This window comes from Legionella steelei (genome assembly GCF_001468005.1).
Classification (GTDB): domain Bacteria; phylum Pseudomonadota; class Gammaproteobacteria; order Legionellales; family Legionellaceae; genus Legionella; species Legionella steelei.
In genome coordinates, this window is sequence record NZ_LNYY01000008.1 from 1 (window position 1) to 15,736 (window position 15,736).

Below are 15,736 nucleotides of genomic sequence, written 5' to 3' on the forward strand. Positions count from 1 at the left end.
CAATACTTTTAGGACTCACATTAATAAGTTCATGTGCTTTTGCAATGGATCAATCAAATATGGGACAAATGTCTATGAATTAAAATCCTTGTCCTAAAGATAAAAAACAAACTGTAGCACTTGAAAAAAAATACCTGCAAATGATGCTTGCTCATTACTAATCATAGCCTTTTAAAATTTAGCCAACCAGATAGTGTTCATTCGTTTATCTTGAGTATCGTTTACGTTTTTAAAAATAAAGAAGAAGGGATACTACTATCGTCATAACCTTTTACTCTATAGTTTGAGTTTGTCCATGTCTGATCAGAAGCTCCTCTAAAAGGAATATTACTTAAACTAAGATGCTCACACTCCTGTGCTGGCCAATTAGTCACTCGATTAATAACTAAATCATTATAAATAGTTCCTAGAGGTATATCGGGACTATTATTTTGTATATTTTTTATATAGTTATTCAAGCCAAATATAAGAGCATTTGGGCCTGCGGAATCTAAAGTGTAGTCCCATCGTTTACTAAAAAACATATTATTGTGGCCAAAATATGGGGGATAATAAGGATAGCGTTTTAAATCCATTTTCGTATGATCCTTCCGAAGAGGAAATTTAAGCATTCTTAATATATAATCAAAATCTTGATTTTCGCCATCTAGCTTCCTATAAGATTGTATTGAATGATGGATAGCATCTTCTATAACCGGATGATGAGGAATAGCGACAATAACATCATTATTGACAGAAGTTAATTCACCATTATGGTTTACAAATCCATGAAGTTTAATGCCATAAGGTAAGGGCTCAGGGATTAATTCTAAATTCTTAAATTTCAAAAACACAGTATCAAGATCGAAGTAATAACCTCCCTTTACTCGTAAAATTTCATAACGTAAAAAATCGGCTGCAGAGGCCAAATTTTTAAAGCCAATCATTTCACGATTTACATAAGATAAAAAATCCTTGAATCGATTGTCATTCTGATAAAATGGATCTGTTTGCATCTCTTCAATAAGTGAACGAATATCTTTTAACTCAATTCCTAAATTGTTTGGCGTAATCTGTAAATCAAATTGATACTTTTCATAGGCTAATCTAGATATAGCCTTACTAAAATTTCTAGAATCATCTACCCATAAATAAACTTTAAACCCATGTTTTTTAGCAAGTAATCCCAATTTAATCAAAGAGTCTAATAAATATTTTTCAGGAAGAGTCCCTCCAATCCAAATAAAATGAATAATTGAAGGTGGGATTCCATTGTTAGTATTGTTAGAAGATGAAATTTTTTTTTGCCCTGTGGTCATAATTTAAACCAACTTCAACTACTTTAAATAAATGGTAATTACTTTATTATCTTGCTTGTTTTTTGTCAAGTATGCGATTTATTTGCACTAGAAAAGAAAAATTTTTTTAATTCTTTCAAATTGTTGAATATCTCGAGTCACCTAGATAAAACCTGTAGTTATACTTTTCATAATAATAAGGGCTTAATCCCTCCTAATGAAGTGACATTATTTGATTTATATAAACTCAATTTAACATACGGAAGTTGAAAAATTAATTAGGATATGAGCCAGGAGGGGAGGGCTCACCCAAGGTTACAGGTAGACATTCATTATGTCTGATTACTGTGAAAAGTAGACTTTAAGCTAGAAAACTGACCTCGAAATAGTTCAACCCTTGAAAAACCGATTTATTGAATCTCATACATAGCAATGTTCCGCAAAACTCCCGATTTCTTCCTGTTCTATATCAAGACTACAAGTGTCGCAAAACACATGATATCGATATGCCGCTCCGCAATAAGGATTATGGTTGTCACATAACAAAGGACTCGCGAAATTCATATATTTAGTAATTTAGCAGCATTTAAGTAACTTATTTTCATTTTATCTTCATCATCCAATTGTAGTGAATCTAACCATTGACTTGCCTTCAAGTTATCTTCATAAGGGTAGTCAACTGAGAACATGATTCTATCTATGCTAACTGTAGCAATTGCATGCATCAAAGATGGAGTATCAAAAAAACCACTGGTTGTTAAGAATATATTAGAATTTAGGTATTCTGTAATTGTTTTATTGCATTGCAATTTTTCAAGCCAACCTTCTTCTTTTAGTCGATGATCGAGTCGCCAAGCCCAAAATGCTAACATTTCCCCCATGTGTCCAATGATGATTTTAAGGTTTTGATACCTATCAAAAAGCCCTGACAGCATTAGGCGCAAAACATGTTCGGCCGTTTCAATATGAAATCCCCATGTTGAGCCATGTAATGCTTGATATGGTGAATAAGTAGCTACTCTTCCCTCAGGAATCCCTCTGGGGTGAATATAAATTGGGATGTTGTTATCATTAATGTAGCCCCAAAATTCATCATAAGCACTGTCATCCAGGTATTTTGCAGAAGTATAGCCACTGCTATCGTATCCATTAATTAGGCAGCCAACGATTTCTTGAACACCTTTAAGGCGTTCAAGCTCATTGATTGCAAGCTCTGGGGCGTAAGTAGGTATGCAGGCAAAGGCACGAAATCTACTTGGAGATTGTGTGACACAGTCTATTAAATAGTCATTCCACTTTTGGGCGCAAGACTCTAGTTGTGATGCTAGAGCTAATGATTGTAGTCCTGGAGTTGTTACGGAGAGTACTGATAAATCAATCCCTGCTTCATCCATACTATCAATTCTTAGCTTATGTATATCTTTTAAACGAACTAAGTTTTGATTAAACTCGGGATGGCTTTTGTGTTCTAAAATTAAGTCTCGGCCAGGAACAACAATAGCTTCTTCTAATGCAATTTTTTTCATCTCCAACCTAAGTTCATCCCTTAATATAGATAAGTCTAGTATATTATTCCTCGTAATGTTTGGCGTGCCAAAACTCTATAGTTTTTGTACGTAGGAGCAAAGGGTAAGCCAGTAAAGTTTAATTTACTAAAATAAGTAAGTGTATTGTTTAAATCTTTAAAGGAAGTAATCGATGAGCGGATATTTAAAAGATATTCGCAAGAATTTAAGTATACTTTTTATGATACGCAATGTTATCCGGAATGCCACTACGAAGAAATGGCACATGGATATATGATGGAGCGGCAAAAGACAACAGCAGGAGCTGAAAGATTTAGTATGTGCTGATGAACAATGTATTCAAGGCCAACCTATTTCTCATAAGAGTCATTATATGGGATATGGATTAGGGGTGGGACGTATATATGATCCTGATCTTTCGGTAAGCCTGCGTGACTGAAGACGGGTCTGCTGGTTAGCCTATAGCCTCGATGATTTTAAGAGGCAACTTTATGATGAATGGTACAAATAAATCAGACTTAGATATTTATGCATTTTTAACGAAACGCGAGCTGACAACCACTGATGAAAAATCAACAATTGTCAGCTCAAGTTTTAACAACTATAGATTATGCACGAAAGCCATTATAGTTTTTGTTGTTGCCAACAACTTGTTTTTGATTTGACCCATCAGAATTCGCAAAAACACCATAGCTGGTTAAGGCTTTTCGAAGCTCACTATTCAAAATATCCGTTGGAATTGCTGCAAGAAGATTATTTTTCTCTTGACGTATATTTTGCATTTTTTGCATAGTCAACTCAGCTTGTGCCTGTACTAATCTGTCCTTTAATTGTGATAATGTCGGGCGTTCTCCAGGATTTTTTAGACAATCTTTAATAATATCAGCCAAATATTTAGGACATGTTGGGGGAATAGGATGATTATTTTGCATTGAACTTTGTGTTAATGCTCGAATTTTAGCATAATCAAGATTAGCAAATTTTTCACCTTTGAACATCTCTAGCAATAAAATGCCAAATGAACCAGCAACCGAACTGGAATTAGCTTTAAAACCACGCTCAAATTTTTCTTTTGGGTATGAAAGAATACCCAAAGCATCGCTTAACAGTTCTTCTTGCGTAAAGCTCCCATCATTTGCATTATGGATTTTTCGTCTTTCATCTAAGTTAATTAATTCATCTAAAAATTTGACCTTACCCATGTCGCAAACCATGATACTATCAAGCCTAAAACTCGGGTATAGACCTTTACTTTCATAATACATAAGACCTGAAATGAGCTGTAAGCTAATTTCTAAAATTCTTTCCTCGCTGAGCTCACCGGCGATATCATATAAATTTTGATTGCTAAAAAATTCCATATTAAAAATAGTTTTGCCTTTTTTATTTCTTGGAACACAGCCTTCAAAACGCAAAATAGAGTCATGATTTAAACTGGATAGTCGTTCGATAGCTTGATCAACATTGGACTTCTCAATACCTGAAGTAGCCAGTGTGATGGACCTGATTTTTTTTTCTTCTGCAATGAAATGAGCATGTTTCATAGGCTTGGTTGTTGTTTCTTGCAATTGTTTTTGTGCTTGCTCTGAAGGTATAAGCAAAGTACTGAGAATTTTAATAACCTTTAACTCTCCTTTCTCTATAGCCAAATTAAATGCATTCAATAAAATAGACCTATCCAGATTTTGCTCTTTAAGCAAGACCAATGGATCAATTGCGGCTCCTGTAGTGGTTATTTGGTTAATTATATCGTTTGGTGTTATCTCGTGTAATTCAATTTTCTTTTGCATAGCTTGTTCTCTCTAAAAATTATTACAATGTATGGAAAAATGAGGGTAAGTAATCTATGAAAAGCAAGTAAAACGGAAACAACAGATGAATAAACGTTTTCTTCGCTGAATCAAAGCGCAAAAAGTGCAGGTATTAACATAACCTGCCTTTATTAAGGCTTAACCTCAACGACGAACCCGTTTAATGATTAAAACTAGGAATGTTCCAGTCCTCAATAGTCCGTAGTGAGGAGATAAGTCATTTACTTGAAGGGGGATAACCGACAAGCAACACTATTATAAATTCGTTACATTAAGAACAGCTTATATGGAGTACGCGAGTTTAGCACGAAACCAGGTGGTGCAAAGTTAATTTTCAGCAGGGCATCAGTAATCGATTTTTATATAAGCTATTGATTTTGTTCACTTCATATTCATATACGCAGTTATTCATAAACTATTTTTCCTCACGCTTTCGTGCTTCCTCAAAAATAATTTTTTGCATGTTTGGAAAACGTTTTATGAGAATTTCAAAATCGTTCTTAGTCAAGATATAGAGTATACAAGGAGTAATTGCTTTACACGTAGCAGTACGTTTAATATGATGCAACAACGCGAGTTCTCCAAAAAAATCACCGGCCATTAATGTTGCAACTTCGATATTTTGATTATCATCTTCCCTTATAACTCGAATAACTCCTCGCATAATGAGATATAATGAGTCCCCGGTATCTCCCTGACGAATAACAATTTCTTCCGGAGGAGCATGATGTTCTTTTAATAATTGAATGGCTGCCTCAATCTCAGCTTTGGAACTATCCTTAAAAAATCGAATTTGACGTAATAAATTGTGAGGATCAAGTTTTAGTTTTTCTGGATGTTGCTTACTTAAATGCCTAATTTGCAGCAAATATTCTTGGGTAATTTTTTCTGCTAATGTTGGTGGTAATAAACCTTGTTGAACTTGATTCATAATAGATTCATATTTCGCAAAAATTAATATGCGGTTTACAAAACGATTTTGAATGTCTTTGACAAAGTCAGAGTATTACGGCCTCTGATGGGGATTTTCAACCCTCGTTCCATGTCATTATTGTGGATGGGCGCACCGGAAGTTTGTAAAAAACGGGTGAGTTTTTCCCAATACTTCAGCATGTATTTTATAGCTTTGCCTAAGGACTCATTGGGTTCGACTTGTTTGGAAGACAAAAGACTCTCCATGTATTCTTTAGCCTCAAGCATCGCGGGCAAACTGTGCTTCTGGTGGTAGACCAGGCGCTGCTCTTCATCATGCCCCAGTTGTTTTGACTCTTCATCTATCTTAAATGGAATTGAAAGCCATTTCATGATGGGTATGCAGTATCCTGGGTAAAAGGCCTGTAACTCGTCAAACTTCCGAAAGCCATGAGACAGGCAGTTGCATACAATAGTGTCATGAGTCTCTGGGATATTATGACTTAGCGCATCACACATTTGGATGACCTTGCCATTATTCTTATGGCGCTTATTAAGAAGGCGCTCCATGTTTTCGCCAGAGTGACGTTGGCTGTTATAAAAGAGTGCTATTTTATGGGCGCCGTTTTGTGCCAATATTCCTGTGGTGTACATGTCAGTTCGTTTTTTATCAGGGTTTAGTCTGTTGTGCCGAATCGTATCTATGATTCTAAGAACCGTATCATCATTGTGAATTAAAGAGCCATTGGCGGCGAGTTCCTCTAACGTTGAGAATACCAACAACGCACACCCAGCTCTTCCATCAGATGCCATTGGGTAGATGCTGGAATGAAGTCTGAGTTAATTATTTTATTGTCATTCTCCCTCCCTTCTTTTGCTTCAATTAAAATCAACTAATCTATTTTTCTATATCGTAATCCCCTCAGAAACTATTATTAAAAAATGGCCTATAATTTAAACACGTTGTGTTAATTCGAATCTATCCATGAAACTTAAAATTGATCCCACTTTGATTAATAATTCCCAAGAAGAAGCTCAAGCATTAGGTGATTATCTGATTAAGAATGATTTAGCTTTTCTAGAAAAGAAGGGAGAACATAAGGTGACACCTTCTCTCGAACTAGAAATAACTCATAATTTGATTCTTGATCAAGAAAATACTAATCCTAACATTAAAAAGTACTATGTTATAAGTAAAGACTTTCTAGGAAAAGGGGCTTTCAGTAAGGCTAGAGGAGCTATGGGTTATATTGAGGTTGATATAGCGAGTAGTAAGGTTACCTATACACCAAGTGAGGACAAGGCTATTAGAGTAAAAAACACCCAGTACGCCCAAAAGAAGATACTAAATACGGGTGCAACTCCATATAGCCACTCAGAAGCAGTTGCAGCTTATCAGCAAACGAAAAACTTTAGTCATATAGGCATGCAACCTCCTATCGAGGTTAAAAAATCCCACGCTCAACTCGGTTTATTTTCAAAAAGTTATGCACTCATGAATAAGTTAAAAGGTAACGATCTAAATGTAGAAATTGTCGATTTTATTAGTAATGCTGATCCTGATACTGCAACAATGGTTAAACGTGTCATGCTTCCTATATTGGAAGCATATAAAACACAAATTTCCGATAAAAATTTTGTTCACAGAGATATTAAACTAGAGAATATACGGGCCTATCTATCTGTGAAGGGGTCTACAATTAATTTTTTAGATGTAGATAGTGCTTTAAAAGTTGGTGAAAAGGATACTGTTTATGGCAGCCCAGCCTTTTTACCCCCAGAGCTATTACAAATAACATCTTCAAATGCTGTCCTAGTAACTCCTGCAAGAGACATCTTTCAACTTGGGGTATTGTTAATCGCGTGTTTAAACCCAAATTTAGATCCTAACTCTTACTTTCCGGATCAGTTAAATGCACAGAGTGGTGAGGAGGTTGTTCAATTCGCGCTTGAACAAATACAGCAGAATGGATGTTACGATCCGGACAAGATGGGATTTAATTTATTTGAGTACATCCAAGACTCTCAGGTCATTCCGTCGTCAGAAGAAACTGACCTGCGTAATGAGATAAAAGAAATTTTAAAAGAAATGACAAAGGAAGATCCGACTCAGCGTCCTGACATTGATACTGTTATTTCTAAACTTAATGATATATTAATTAGGTTAGAACCACAGCAACAGCAAATTACACCTAATAATCCTTGATCAAGATCAGCTCCAAACTTAATCAAAATATCACAATTATTATATTTTGGCCCAGCGGGCTTCCCTGGAATTACGAAAACACGTTGGCTTCATTAGAATCATCACTGGCCGCATAAGCCATAGAACGCCAATCGTCTGGAAGGCTTGCTTTTATGGGATGGCCTTGGGCAAGCAGTATCAATAACTCACTGGAGCGTAATTGAATTGAAGGACTCAATCCACTAGGCCACCAAGCTAATTTGCCTCGACTGAACCGTTCCTGACAGAGCCAAAAACCACTCGCATCATACACGAATAGTTTCACTGAGGTTCGCATGCGATTGGTAAAAACAAATACGATACCGCTAAATGGGGCATCAAGAAGCTTTTGGCGGCATAAGGCTTTTAAGCCATCGATGCCTTTTCTAAAATCAACGGGCTCTACTGCCAATAACAACCGATGTTGTGGGGTAATCTGCAGCATCGTTAACCCAGAAAATCCAGCATGAGCTTTGATACCCTACTCATCGGTACTGCATTGATTTTCAGTATACTGCCACAGGGACGATGAAGCTCAACACTACAAGGTGCATCGCTATTTGAATGAATGCCGATTTTCGAAGGCGTATAATCACCCAATAGTCCCTTGACCTGCTCCCATAACTCATCGGGGATTTGCCCGCGCTTTGTTCTTGTGGCTCGCCAGTGCCTAAAGGCTTGTTTGACAGTGTCTAGTTTATTGGTGCCATTTATCATTAAGTCGCCTCCTAAAATCATTGAGGCTATAGGCTAAATAACCGCTCTGTCTTTAGTCACGCACGCTTCAGATATGATCCTGATTACGGGGCGCTGTGGACACATAGTGGTGGAACTTTGGGATATCACAGTTTATTTATTTACGCACCTAAGTTAGGTTTGAATGTAACTGTTTTAATAAATTTTATTGGTCCTAAAATCGATGATGAAGATGACATATAGCAGATAAGATATTTACTACTATTATTGGCCCATCAAAACATGAGACTTTGTAGCGAGTGTAGGATTTACAGCCCTGCCTACGCTCGCTTGATTAAAATGCGTGAGCCTGTTTGCTTTGATTAACAGCCTACTTCATAGGCTTGCATTCAAAGTCATAAGGGAATACTACAGAAACACTATTTTCTGGACTATTTAACATGACGGGGCCGGATTTTAAAACACATTGACCAATAGAGGCTGTTTGTAACATGCCGTTTGGTACTGTATAAGGGGTTGCGCTAATAGTTAATGGCGCTGATGAGCAAGGTACTTTTTCAATAAATTGTGCTTGACTACCACCCCTAAGCGTAGTTGATAGACCAAATCCATAATCATTTACTACATTAAAAGCAACATATTGATCTCTCTCAATAGGTGGTGTTGAAACTGCAACTTGTATTTTACAACTTAAATCAGGATCCGCGTAAGCAGGATAAAATGCAGACAAGCTAGCAATGGAAAGAGTAGTCAGGATGGCTTTTTTTAACATAATAACTCCTAGAATTTGTTGTAATTCGCATGTTCGAGGCCTACCGCTTGTTTGCAGGATTTGTTTCGAACTAGCAACAAAATAATATCATATTGTTTTTTATGATTTCATATAATTGCCTTTCCTTTCATATTTTTTACAATTTGGCCTAGTTTGCTACGATAAACTCGCATAGGTCTGTGTACATTTTGAGTGTAACTCAATAGAGTTGCTGGGCTTTCAGCCCAGCCTACGCTGACTAGGAGACGCACTCAGTTGATTGATTAATAAGAAGATACACTCAAAAGTTTATTTTTTAGCGATTGTTTGAAAACTTTAAATGGCATAATGTAATTCAACCTACTAAAGCGGGTAGTTTATGATGTCTAGCTTAGTATTCGAATTGGAATGCCCATATATAAATTACACTATATGGTTTTGACGAAACCATGTTTGATCTAACGATTTACGAATAACTTGCTAATTCTAAACTGCTCACTTGCTTCTAGTGTTTTCCAACCAAAGAGGATACGTTGTTCAGATCACAAGCCAAATATGAGTAATACCTTGGTAAAAACCATCCTAGTTTTTGGATCAGCGTTTGTATTTTTTCGGGTGCAGATTGATTCTGGTCAATCGAGAAGACTAACTCATTCTGCTCAGTTTCAGGGAGATAGACGAGCTTGACCTTGGCATCGTTGATACCGAAATGATGCATGAGTGCTTCAAGTAATTTTATTGAGGTAACAGGCAGGATCTGCACTGGCACGTCACTGATGAGGATGTCAGTGCCTTCGCGAATAAGATGGGCATGCGGTTTGTCTGTTTTGAAAGGATGATCCTCTGGTTCAGCAAACGTCCGATAGAGATGAAAACCCAGGATGTCGCCATAGCTGAGATCGATAGCTTGTTTGGGATTACGTGCCTCGATGGCTATGCCAACCCCTTCGTTGATTAAGAACGTATCGATGAGCTCAGGAATGGTATAGCTTGTTATGGTACTGCAGTCTTCAGGGATGGATTCAGTAAGCTCAAGATTATAATAAGTGAGGCCTGCAGGATTGAAGATGATCTCAGGATCACCACTAGTGAAGACAGCGTGGGGTAGGCACGTTATGAGACGATTATACCAGGCAGCTTGTCTGTTGGAATTGTCGATCTCAAACAGGGCTCTTAGCTCTTGAGTGGCTGAGACGGAAGTCATTTTGTTTTTGGGTTTATCCATGAAGTATATTTTTATTTAAAATAAGGCATTGTAACAAAATAACACAATGAATCATATTAAAAAGGCATCACGATGAATTATGGAAAGATTCGCATAAATATAACTTATATTATCTTTTTTATACTATTAATAACTGCAAACTGTGTATTTGCCAAAATATTGGGATAATGTTAAAGGCGTAAAAATAACAGAGGATATTAAAAAATTTATTGTTGAAGATGAATACCAAATTAACTTATTGTCATGCAAGACTTTATTTTTGAATCAGGAGAATTACATGTGGGCTAAGGATTTATTTATTGATATCCCTGTGCGGGATAACGCACCGAAAACCAGGTTGCATATACGTATAGTCAGTGAAAATGAGGGCAATCTCGACACAATGCCTTACGTTTTTATGCTTCCTGGTGGCCCAGGTGCTAACCATTCTCATTACAAGGATTATGAGTGCCTATGTACAACAAGCAATATAGTATTTATCGATCCCAGAGGCTGTGGCTTAAGTGATAAAAATGATCCCACATCATATACCATGCAAAACTACATCCAGGATGTTAATGAAATTCGTAAACATCTCAATCTGGATAAAATAGTTTTATTGGGTAAATCTTATGGAGCCATGTGTGCATTAGGATATACTTTGGAATATCCGAAACATGTTTCTAGCCTTATTTTGGCGGCAGGCTCTCCAAGCTTTAGAAACCTTGAAACTGCGCGTCTCAATGTTAAAGAACGAGGTACCCCGGAACAACAAAAAGCCTGTGAGCAGCTATGGGCGGGAAGTTTTATAAGTGATGAAGAACTGGATCATTTTTTTGATGTTATGGATTCTATGTATTCCTGGAGAAAAAGACATAATCTTCCTGTAAGTCGGCCCGCTCCGGAGTATATTTTTGCTCATGAGCCGTTGAATGAAGGATTTAGTAAATTTTTACAAACATTTAATTATGAAGAGCGTTTGCATGAAATAGCATGCAAAACGCTCATTTTAGTAGGTGCTGAAGATTGGATTACCGATAAAAGACATTCCGAATTCATGGCGAGCAGAATACCTGATAATGAATTGATTGTGTTTCCTAATGCGGATCACTCAATGGAGTCTGATGTTCCAGAGGCATTCTTTGCAAGCATTCAATCCTTCGTGAAAAGCCAGTGTGAAAAAAGGAATCCACATCATTTTTTTCAGGAAAATGATAATACTGAGAAAGGAAAGCCTGATTTGACTGCTGATGATCCATTAAGGATGGTTCATTAAGTTAAAATTATCTGAAATAAGTGGCTCTGGCTTGTAAATGCTAAAAAATTTTCCTTAGCAAGCGTAGGTCGGGCCTTAGCCCGACAATCCATTATGCGGTGTTGAGATGGCAAAATCTTAAAATTAAGCTGCTTTTTCTTTCTGTGACATCAGTTTTAGAAGCGCATCAGCCGCAGCAGTGGAGGAAGCAGGATTCTGTCCTGTGATGAGTAGACCATCAACGATGACGAAACTTTGCCAGTCGGGGGCTTTTTCATAGAGGCCTCCAAGTCGTTTTAACTCATCCTCTACAAGGAATGGCACTACATGTGTCAGTTGCACGGCTTCTTCTTCGCTGTTGGAAAAACCAGTCAGGCGTTTGCCCTTGACAAGTGGTGCGCCTTTGTACATTACCCGATGAAGAACGCCAGGGGCATGGCATACCAAGGCAACCGGTTTGCCAGAATTGTAGAAAGACTCTATTAAGCTTATTGAAACAGGACTTTCGGCAAGGTCCCACATAGGGCCATGACCACCGGAATAAAATATTGTGTCGAAATCTTCTGCCTTCATGTCGGCAAGCTTTGCCGTTTGCGACAGCACTTTTTTTGCCACCTCGTCTTTCTTGAACCGCTCCATAGCGGGAGTCTGATTTTCTGGTAAATCACTTTTAGGGTCGATTGGAGGTTGTCCGCCTTTCGGTGAAGCCAACACCAGTTGAACTCCCGCATCAGCAAAAACATAATAAGGTGCGGCGAACTCTTCAAGCCAGAAGCCAGTTTTTCGCCCAGTATTGCCGAGTTGGTCATGGGAAGTTAATACCATCAATATTTTCATTTTCGTCCTCCTTCCGTGTTTTAACGAGCATGAAGTAATACTACTAATTTTAGCTCAGGCTACTCCGATTTACTAATGCATATTAGGACAAGTAATCAGCATAATTGAGCCATTCTACCTTGTACTTTCTTATCTGTTGCAGCTGGTTTCTCTGCTTGATGTGATATTTGGTTTAGGGAACTCATATCAACCTTATCTAAAAAAGACTCTAATGAGACAACATTATTTGATGTGTTGGGGGGAGCGAGTGAACTGGTTGGCGCTGAAAGTTGGGGAGCATGTTCCAGTTCTATATCTTTTTGAGATTCCTTATCTTCTTTGGTCTGTTGTGTCTCAGGTTCTTTTTCTCTATCGGAAGAACAGAGTACATCGGGTTTTGCTTCAGCCGACGATGTTTCACGTTCGGAAACATGTTTAGGATTTAATCTGTCAGTTTTCTCATCGGATAGTTTTTCTGTAAGAGCACTTGTATCTTCTTCAGAGAGTACTGATTCAACTTTCTTTTTAAAAGCTTCTTCTTTATCACGCTTTACAGGGGTGCTGTCTGTCATATTCTCTACGTCTTTTAATTTAAGTTTGGTAGTTCTCTGACTGTTTGTTATTTTTTTTGTTATTCCATTATTGAGACAATCCAATCCTTCGCTGAGTTTTTGTATGAAACTTATGCCCTTTTGGTTCAAAAAATTAACTTTATTCAAAGTTTCTTCCTCTTCAGGGGTTACTTTCATTGTTTCTTTTAATTTTACTATTGATTGTTCTAAATGATTTTCAAGAACTCTTCTGTTTTTATATACAGGATTAGAGTCCATCAACTCTTGATCCTTTGGGTTACAGGCCTTTATGTTCCTATCCATTTCATCAAAATTTTGATTAATTAAAGACTTAAGCGTCTGTAAGTCAGTTATTTTTTTATCAAATATCGCCTTTTTTTCTGCTGAGAGAACTGAACTGGCTTGCTGCAATTCAGTAATATTTCTCTCTACAATTTCCGTTAAGGCTGCCGATTTTCGAGCATATAGATTTGTGATGCTTTCTAGATAGTGTTGTTTGTTTATCGTGAGATCAGAATTCAGAGCCTGGTTTAAGTATGTTGTATTATAATTTGGATTAATTTGCTGGGGGGCCAAGCTATGTTCTTGAGGGTCAAAATCAATCGTTTTATTTATAATTGGGAATTGTGCCGGTGGCGAAACAGCACTCGTAGAAAACCCTTTGGTTTTGGTTAAATAATCCTTTGCCTCATAAACGTCATTTGCCCAGGGGTCGCATATATATGCGGACTCTCCCCATGTAGAAGGATCCTTGGGGTTGCTGGCTGGATCTCTTCCTACAACTAGAAATACATGATCTCCTCCCTGAACCTCATAACATTCAGCATTTATTTGTGCACTATTGGAATTGTTATGCTCTACAACATATTTCAATGCTAACATGGCATATTCGCCACAATTACCTTTTTTGCTCGCTTGAACAACACCAGACTCATCAAGAAAATCGTCACATGCCTGTCTGAGACTTGAGCGGTACCTGCTCTTTTTTCGGGGAGGTTGGGGATTTGAAGGAGCTATTTCTTCTGGTCTTTCTTTACCAAAACCATGTTTCGGATCAGAAAGACTTTGGTGCCAGTGGACTGATCCATATTCTAAGCCTTCATGACGCGTTGCTCCACCTCTCATTAAACAAACATCTCTTGCAATCGCCTCTTGCTTTTGAGGAGAATGATTATTCATTTTTAAGCTGGTTGAACTCGAGTCCTCATCATTTATAATACCTCTTGCAAAATCTTTTGCTCTGATTGCAATATCGTGTACCATATTTTTAGAAACAATCATTATTGAAACATCCAAGTATTTAAAACAAAGTTTTATAAATGTAGACCACCTTTCTTGGTTGGTCAAATTTTAAACAAACAGATTTTTTTGTATATATTTATGTGTGATTTATCTGTTAACAACTATGATTTGCTTGAGGAAAAATTGAATGCTGGGGGCGTGCGGCATAGAGTGATTTGAGTTGTTTTCTTTATTATTCCTCTTTTTTTTCCAGCTTATGACCATCTAGGTGTCGTTCATCACGTTCATTCTCTTTTTTTGCGATTTGCTTTTCTTTTTTTGTTCTTCCGAATTTAATGCGATTTTCAGACGCTTTTTTTTCTTTTTCCAAGCGAGTTTTTGCCTTTCTTTTTTTATTAAGATTAATGATGTCTACCATAGGACTCTCAAATAAGGATGTTGTTTATACTATAGCGTATAAAAACATGTGCAGTTCAGTTAAATGCATAAATAATCAAGTGAAGCAATTAAGATTCGATTTTAAGATGCTCTAATCCATGTTTATCAAATTCCTGAGCATATTGTTTTTTGACTTCCTCGACTTTTTTCATTCGATCGATAAAGTTCATTCTTCTGTATTGCTCAACTCCAATTGTACGAATTACATCTCGTTCACCCAGCTTCTGAATTAATTCATCCCAAAACAGTTCATGTTCAAAAGGCTCGATAAGCGTATCATTCAAAGATTTTTCATATTCTGCAGTTTCAAAATACTCATTTAACTCTGAGGAAAACTCTATTTTGTCACTGGCATCCATTTCTTTAAAATAAGATAGAAATTTTTGCTTTAAAGCCTCATATTCATGTTGCTTTGCTTTTTTTATCGCACATGCATGTATGACCCAGTCAGCTACATATAACATATCCAGTAATGCTTCATATTCTTTTTTGGTAATATTAATTTCCATAAATAATTTCTTCTACTTATTGATGCTTCAAGGGGGATTAGATATAGGTTAACATACAGTAATCATCTGATGAAGGAAACACTCATATGCGTAATAAATTATTGGCTTTATTCGTGGTAATGGCTCCTATCTCTTGTTATGCAGCTGGTCAGTATTCCTGCACCCCAAACGCTGACAAAGAAATAAAACGGGCAATCACGAATTACATCGTAAAAACCGATATATCATCAAAAGACGTTACTATTTACGCAAAAAAATGTGTTGGAGACTATGCTTATGCCGAAGTAGTCCCCAATAAACCTATTACGGATAATGCCATGGTTTATTTGCATAAAGAAAGTAATGGTTGGCAAATTATGAATTGGGGGACAAGTTTTGATCAAGAATTCTTAGATAAGCTGCCTCAAGAATTAAGAAAACCTTATCCTTAAGTTGTCTCAATATTTAAACGCCTATAAGCAGGGTTTTCTATATCAATTATTCATAAAAGGCCGTTGTTATCA

16 protein-coding genes are annotated in these 15,736 nt (G+C 36.9%); 3 read left to right on the top strand and 13 right to left on the bottom strand.

The features are described 5' to 3' along the window. Window positions 1-221: 221 nt before the first annotated feature. The 5 genes from Lste_RS02595 to Lste_RS18660 form a co-directional block, all read right to left on the bottom strand. Window positions 222-1,298: a glycosyltransferase gene (locus Lste_RS02595; protein WP_058509541.1), complete on the bottom strand. Its 1,077-nt coding sequence runs from the start codon at window positions 1,296-1,298 to the stop codon at window positions 222-224. A gap of 539 nt (window positions 1,299-1,837) precedes the next feature. Next, window positions 1,838-2,803, bottom strand: a complete 966-nt coding sequence (locus Lste_RS02600; protein WP_058509542.1) for an amidohydrolase family protein — start codon at window positions 2,801-2,803, stop codon at window positions 1,838-1,840. A gap of 608 nt (window positions 2,804-3,411) precedes the next feature. Then, entirely contained in the window at window positions 3,412-4,452 is a 1,041-nt protein-coding gene (locus Lste_RS02605) for a protein kinase (protein ID WP_193393382.1), read from the bottom strand. Between the two features lie 577 nt (window positions 4,453-5,029). Continuing rightward, a complete protein-coding gene (locus Lste_RS02610) occupies window positions 5,030-5,545 on the bottom strand; it encodes a cyclic nucleotide-binding domain-containing protein (RefSeq protein WP_058509544.1) in 516 nt (171 codons plus the stop codon). Window positions 5,546-5,580: 35 nt separating this feature from the next. Further along, window positions 5,581-6,306, bottom strand: a complete 726-nt coding sequence (locus tag Lste_RS18660) for an IS66 family transposase (RefSeq protein ID WP_237760406.1) — start codon at window positions 6,304-6,306, stop codon at window positions 5,581-5,583. 205 nt (window positions 6,307-6,511) lie between these two features. Here Lste_RS18660 and Lste_RS02620 point away from each other — a divergent pair, with 205 nt between their 5' ends. Then, on the top strand, window positions 6,512-7,732 hold the full coding sequence (locus Lste_RS02620) for a protein kinase domain-containing protein (protein WP_058509545.1): 1,221 nt from the start codon (window positions 6,512-6,514) through the stop codon (window positions 7,730-7,732). A 70-nt stretch (window positions 7,733-7,802) separates the two neighbouring features. On the opposite strand, the gene tnpB is transcribed toward Lste_RS02620, so the two are convergent. From tnpB to Lste_RS02640, 4 genes are all read right to left on the bottom strand, one after another. Beyond that, window positions 7,803-8,195: an IS66 family insertion sequence element accessory protein TnpB gene (gene tnpB / locus Lste_RS02625; protein ID WP_058509546.1), complete on the bottom strand. Its 393-nt coding sequence runs from the start codon at window positions 8,193-8,195 to the stop codon at window positions 7,803-7,805. 2 nt (window positions 8,196-8,197) lie between these two features. Further along, window positions 8,198-8,467 carry a hypothetical protein gene (locus Lste_RS02630; protein ID WP_058509547.1) on the bottom strand — a complete coding sequence of 90 codons (270 nt, stop codon included), beginning with the start codon at window positions 8,465-8,467 and terminating at the stop codon, window positions 8,198-8,200. Window positions 8,468-8,816: 349 nt separating this feature from the next. Beyond that, window positions 8,817-9,218 (bottom strand): hypothetical protein, encoded by a 402-nt coding sequence (locus tag Lste_RS02635; protein WP_058509548.1) that lies wholly within the window; start codon window positions 9,216-9,218, stop codon window positions 8,817-8,819. 484 nt (window positions 9,219-9,702) lie between these two features. Further along, window positions 9,703-10,422 carry a hypothetical protein gene (locus Lste_RS02640; RefSeq protein WP_058509549.1) on the bottom strand — a complete coding sequence of 240 codons (720 nt, stop codon included), beginning with the start codon at window positions 10,420-10,422 and terminating at the stop codon, window positions 9,703-9,705. A gap of 277 nt (window positions 10,423-10,699) precedes the next feature. Between Lste_RS02640 and Lste_RS02645 the strand changes: the two genes are divergently transcribed. Beyond that, on the top strand, window positions 10,700-11,677 hold the full coding sequence (locus Lste_RS02645) for an alpha/beta fold hydrolase (protein WP_058509550.1): 978 nt from the start codon (window positions 10,700-10,702) through the stop codon (window positions 11,675-11,677). Between the two features lie 123 nt (window positions 11,678-11,800). Here the strand turns inward: Lste_RS02645 and Lste_RS02650 are convergent, their stop codons facing one another. The 4 genes from Lste_RS02650 to Lste_RS02665 all read right to left on the bottom strand — a co-directional run bounded on the left by Lste_RS02650 (window position 11,801) and on the right by Lste_RS02665 (window position 15,233). Beyond that, a complete protein-coding gene (locus Lste_RS02650) occupies window positions 11,801-12,493 on the bottom strand; it encodes a type 1 glutamine amidotransferase domain-containing protein (RefSeq protein WP_058509551.1) in 693 nt (230 codons plus the stop codon). 95 nt (window positions 12,494-12,588) lie between these two features. After that, entirely contained in the window at window positions 12,589-14,325 is a 1,737-nt protein-coding gene (locus Lste_RS02655; RefSeq protein ID WP_058509552.1) for a hypothetical protein, read from the bottom strand. Window positions 14,326-14,518: 193 nt separating this feature from the next. After that, window positions 14,519-14,704, bottom strand: coding sequence for a DUF4169 family protein (locus tag Lste_RS02660; RefSeq protein WP_058509553.1), 186 nt, complete (start codon window positions 14,702-14,704; stop codon window positions 14,519-14,521). Between the two features lie 88 nt (window positions 14,705-14,792). Further along, window positions 14,793-15,233 (bottom strand): hypothetical protein, encoded by a 441-nt coding sequence (locus Lste_RS02665; RefSeq protein WP_058509554.1) that lies wholly within the window; start codon window positions 15,231-15,233, stop codon window positions 14,793-14,795. Between the two features lie 86 nt (window positions 15,234-15,319). Here Lste_RS02665 and Lste_RS02670 point away from each other — a divergent pair, with 86 nt between their 5' ends. Continuing rightward, a complete protein-coding gene (locus Lste_RS02670) occupies window positions 15,320-15,664 on the top strand; it encodes a hypothetical protein (protein ID WP_058509555.1) in 345 nt (114 codons plus the stop codon). Window positions 15,665-15,736 lie beyond the last annotated feature (72 nt).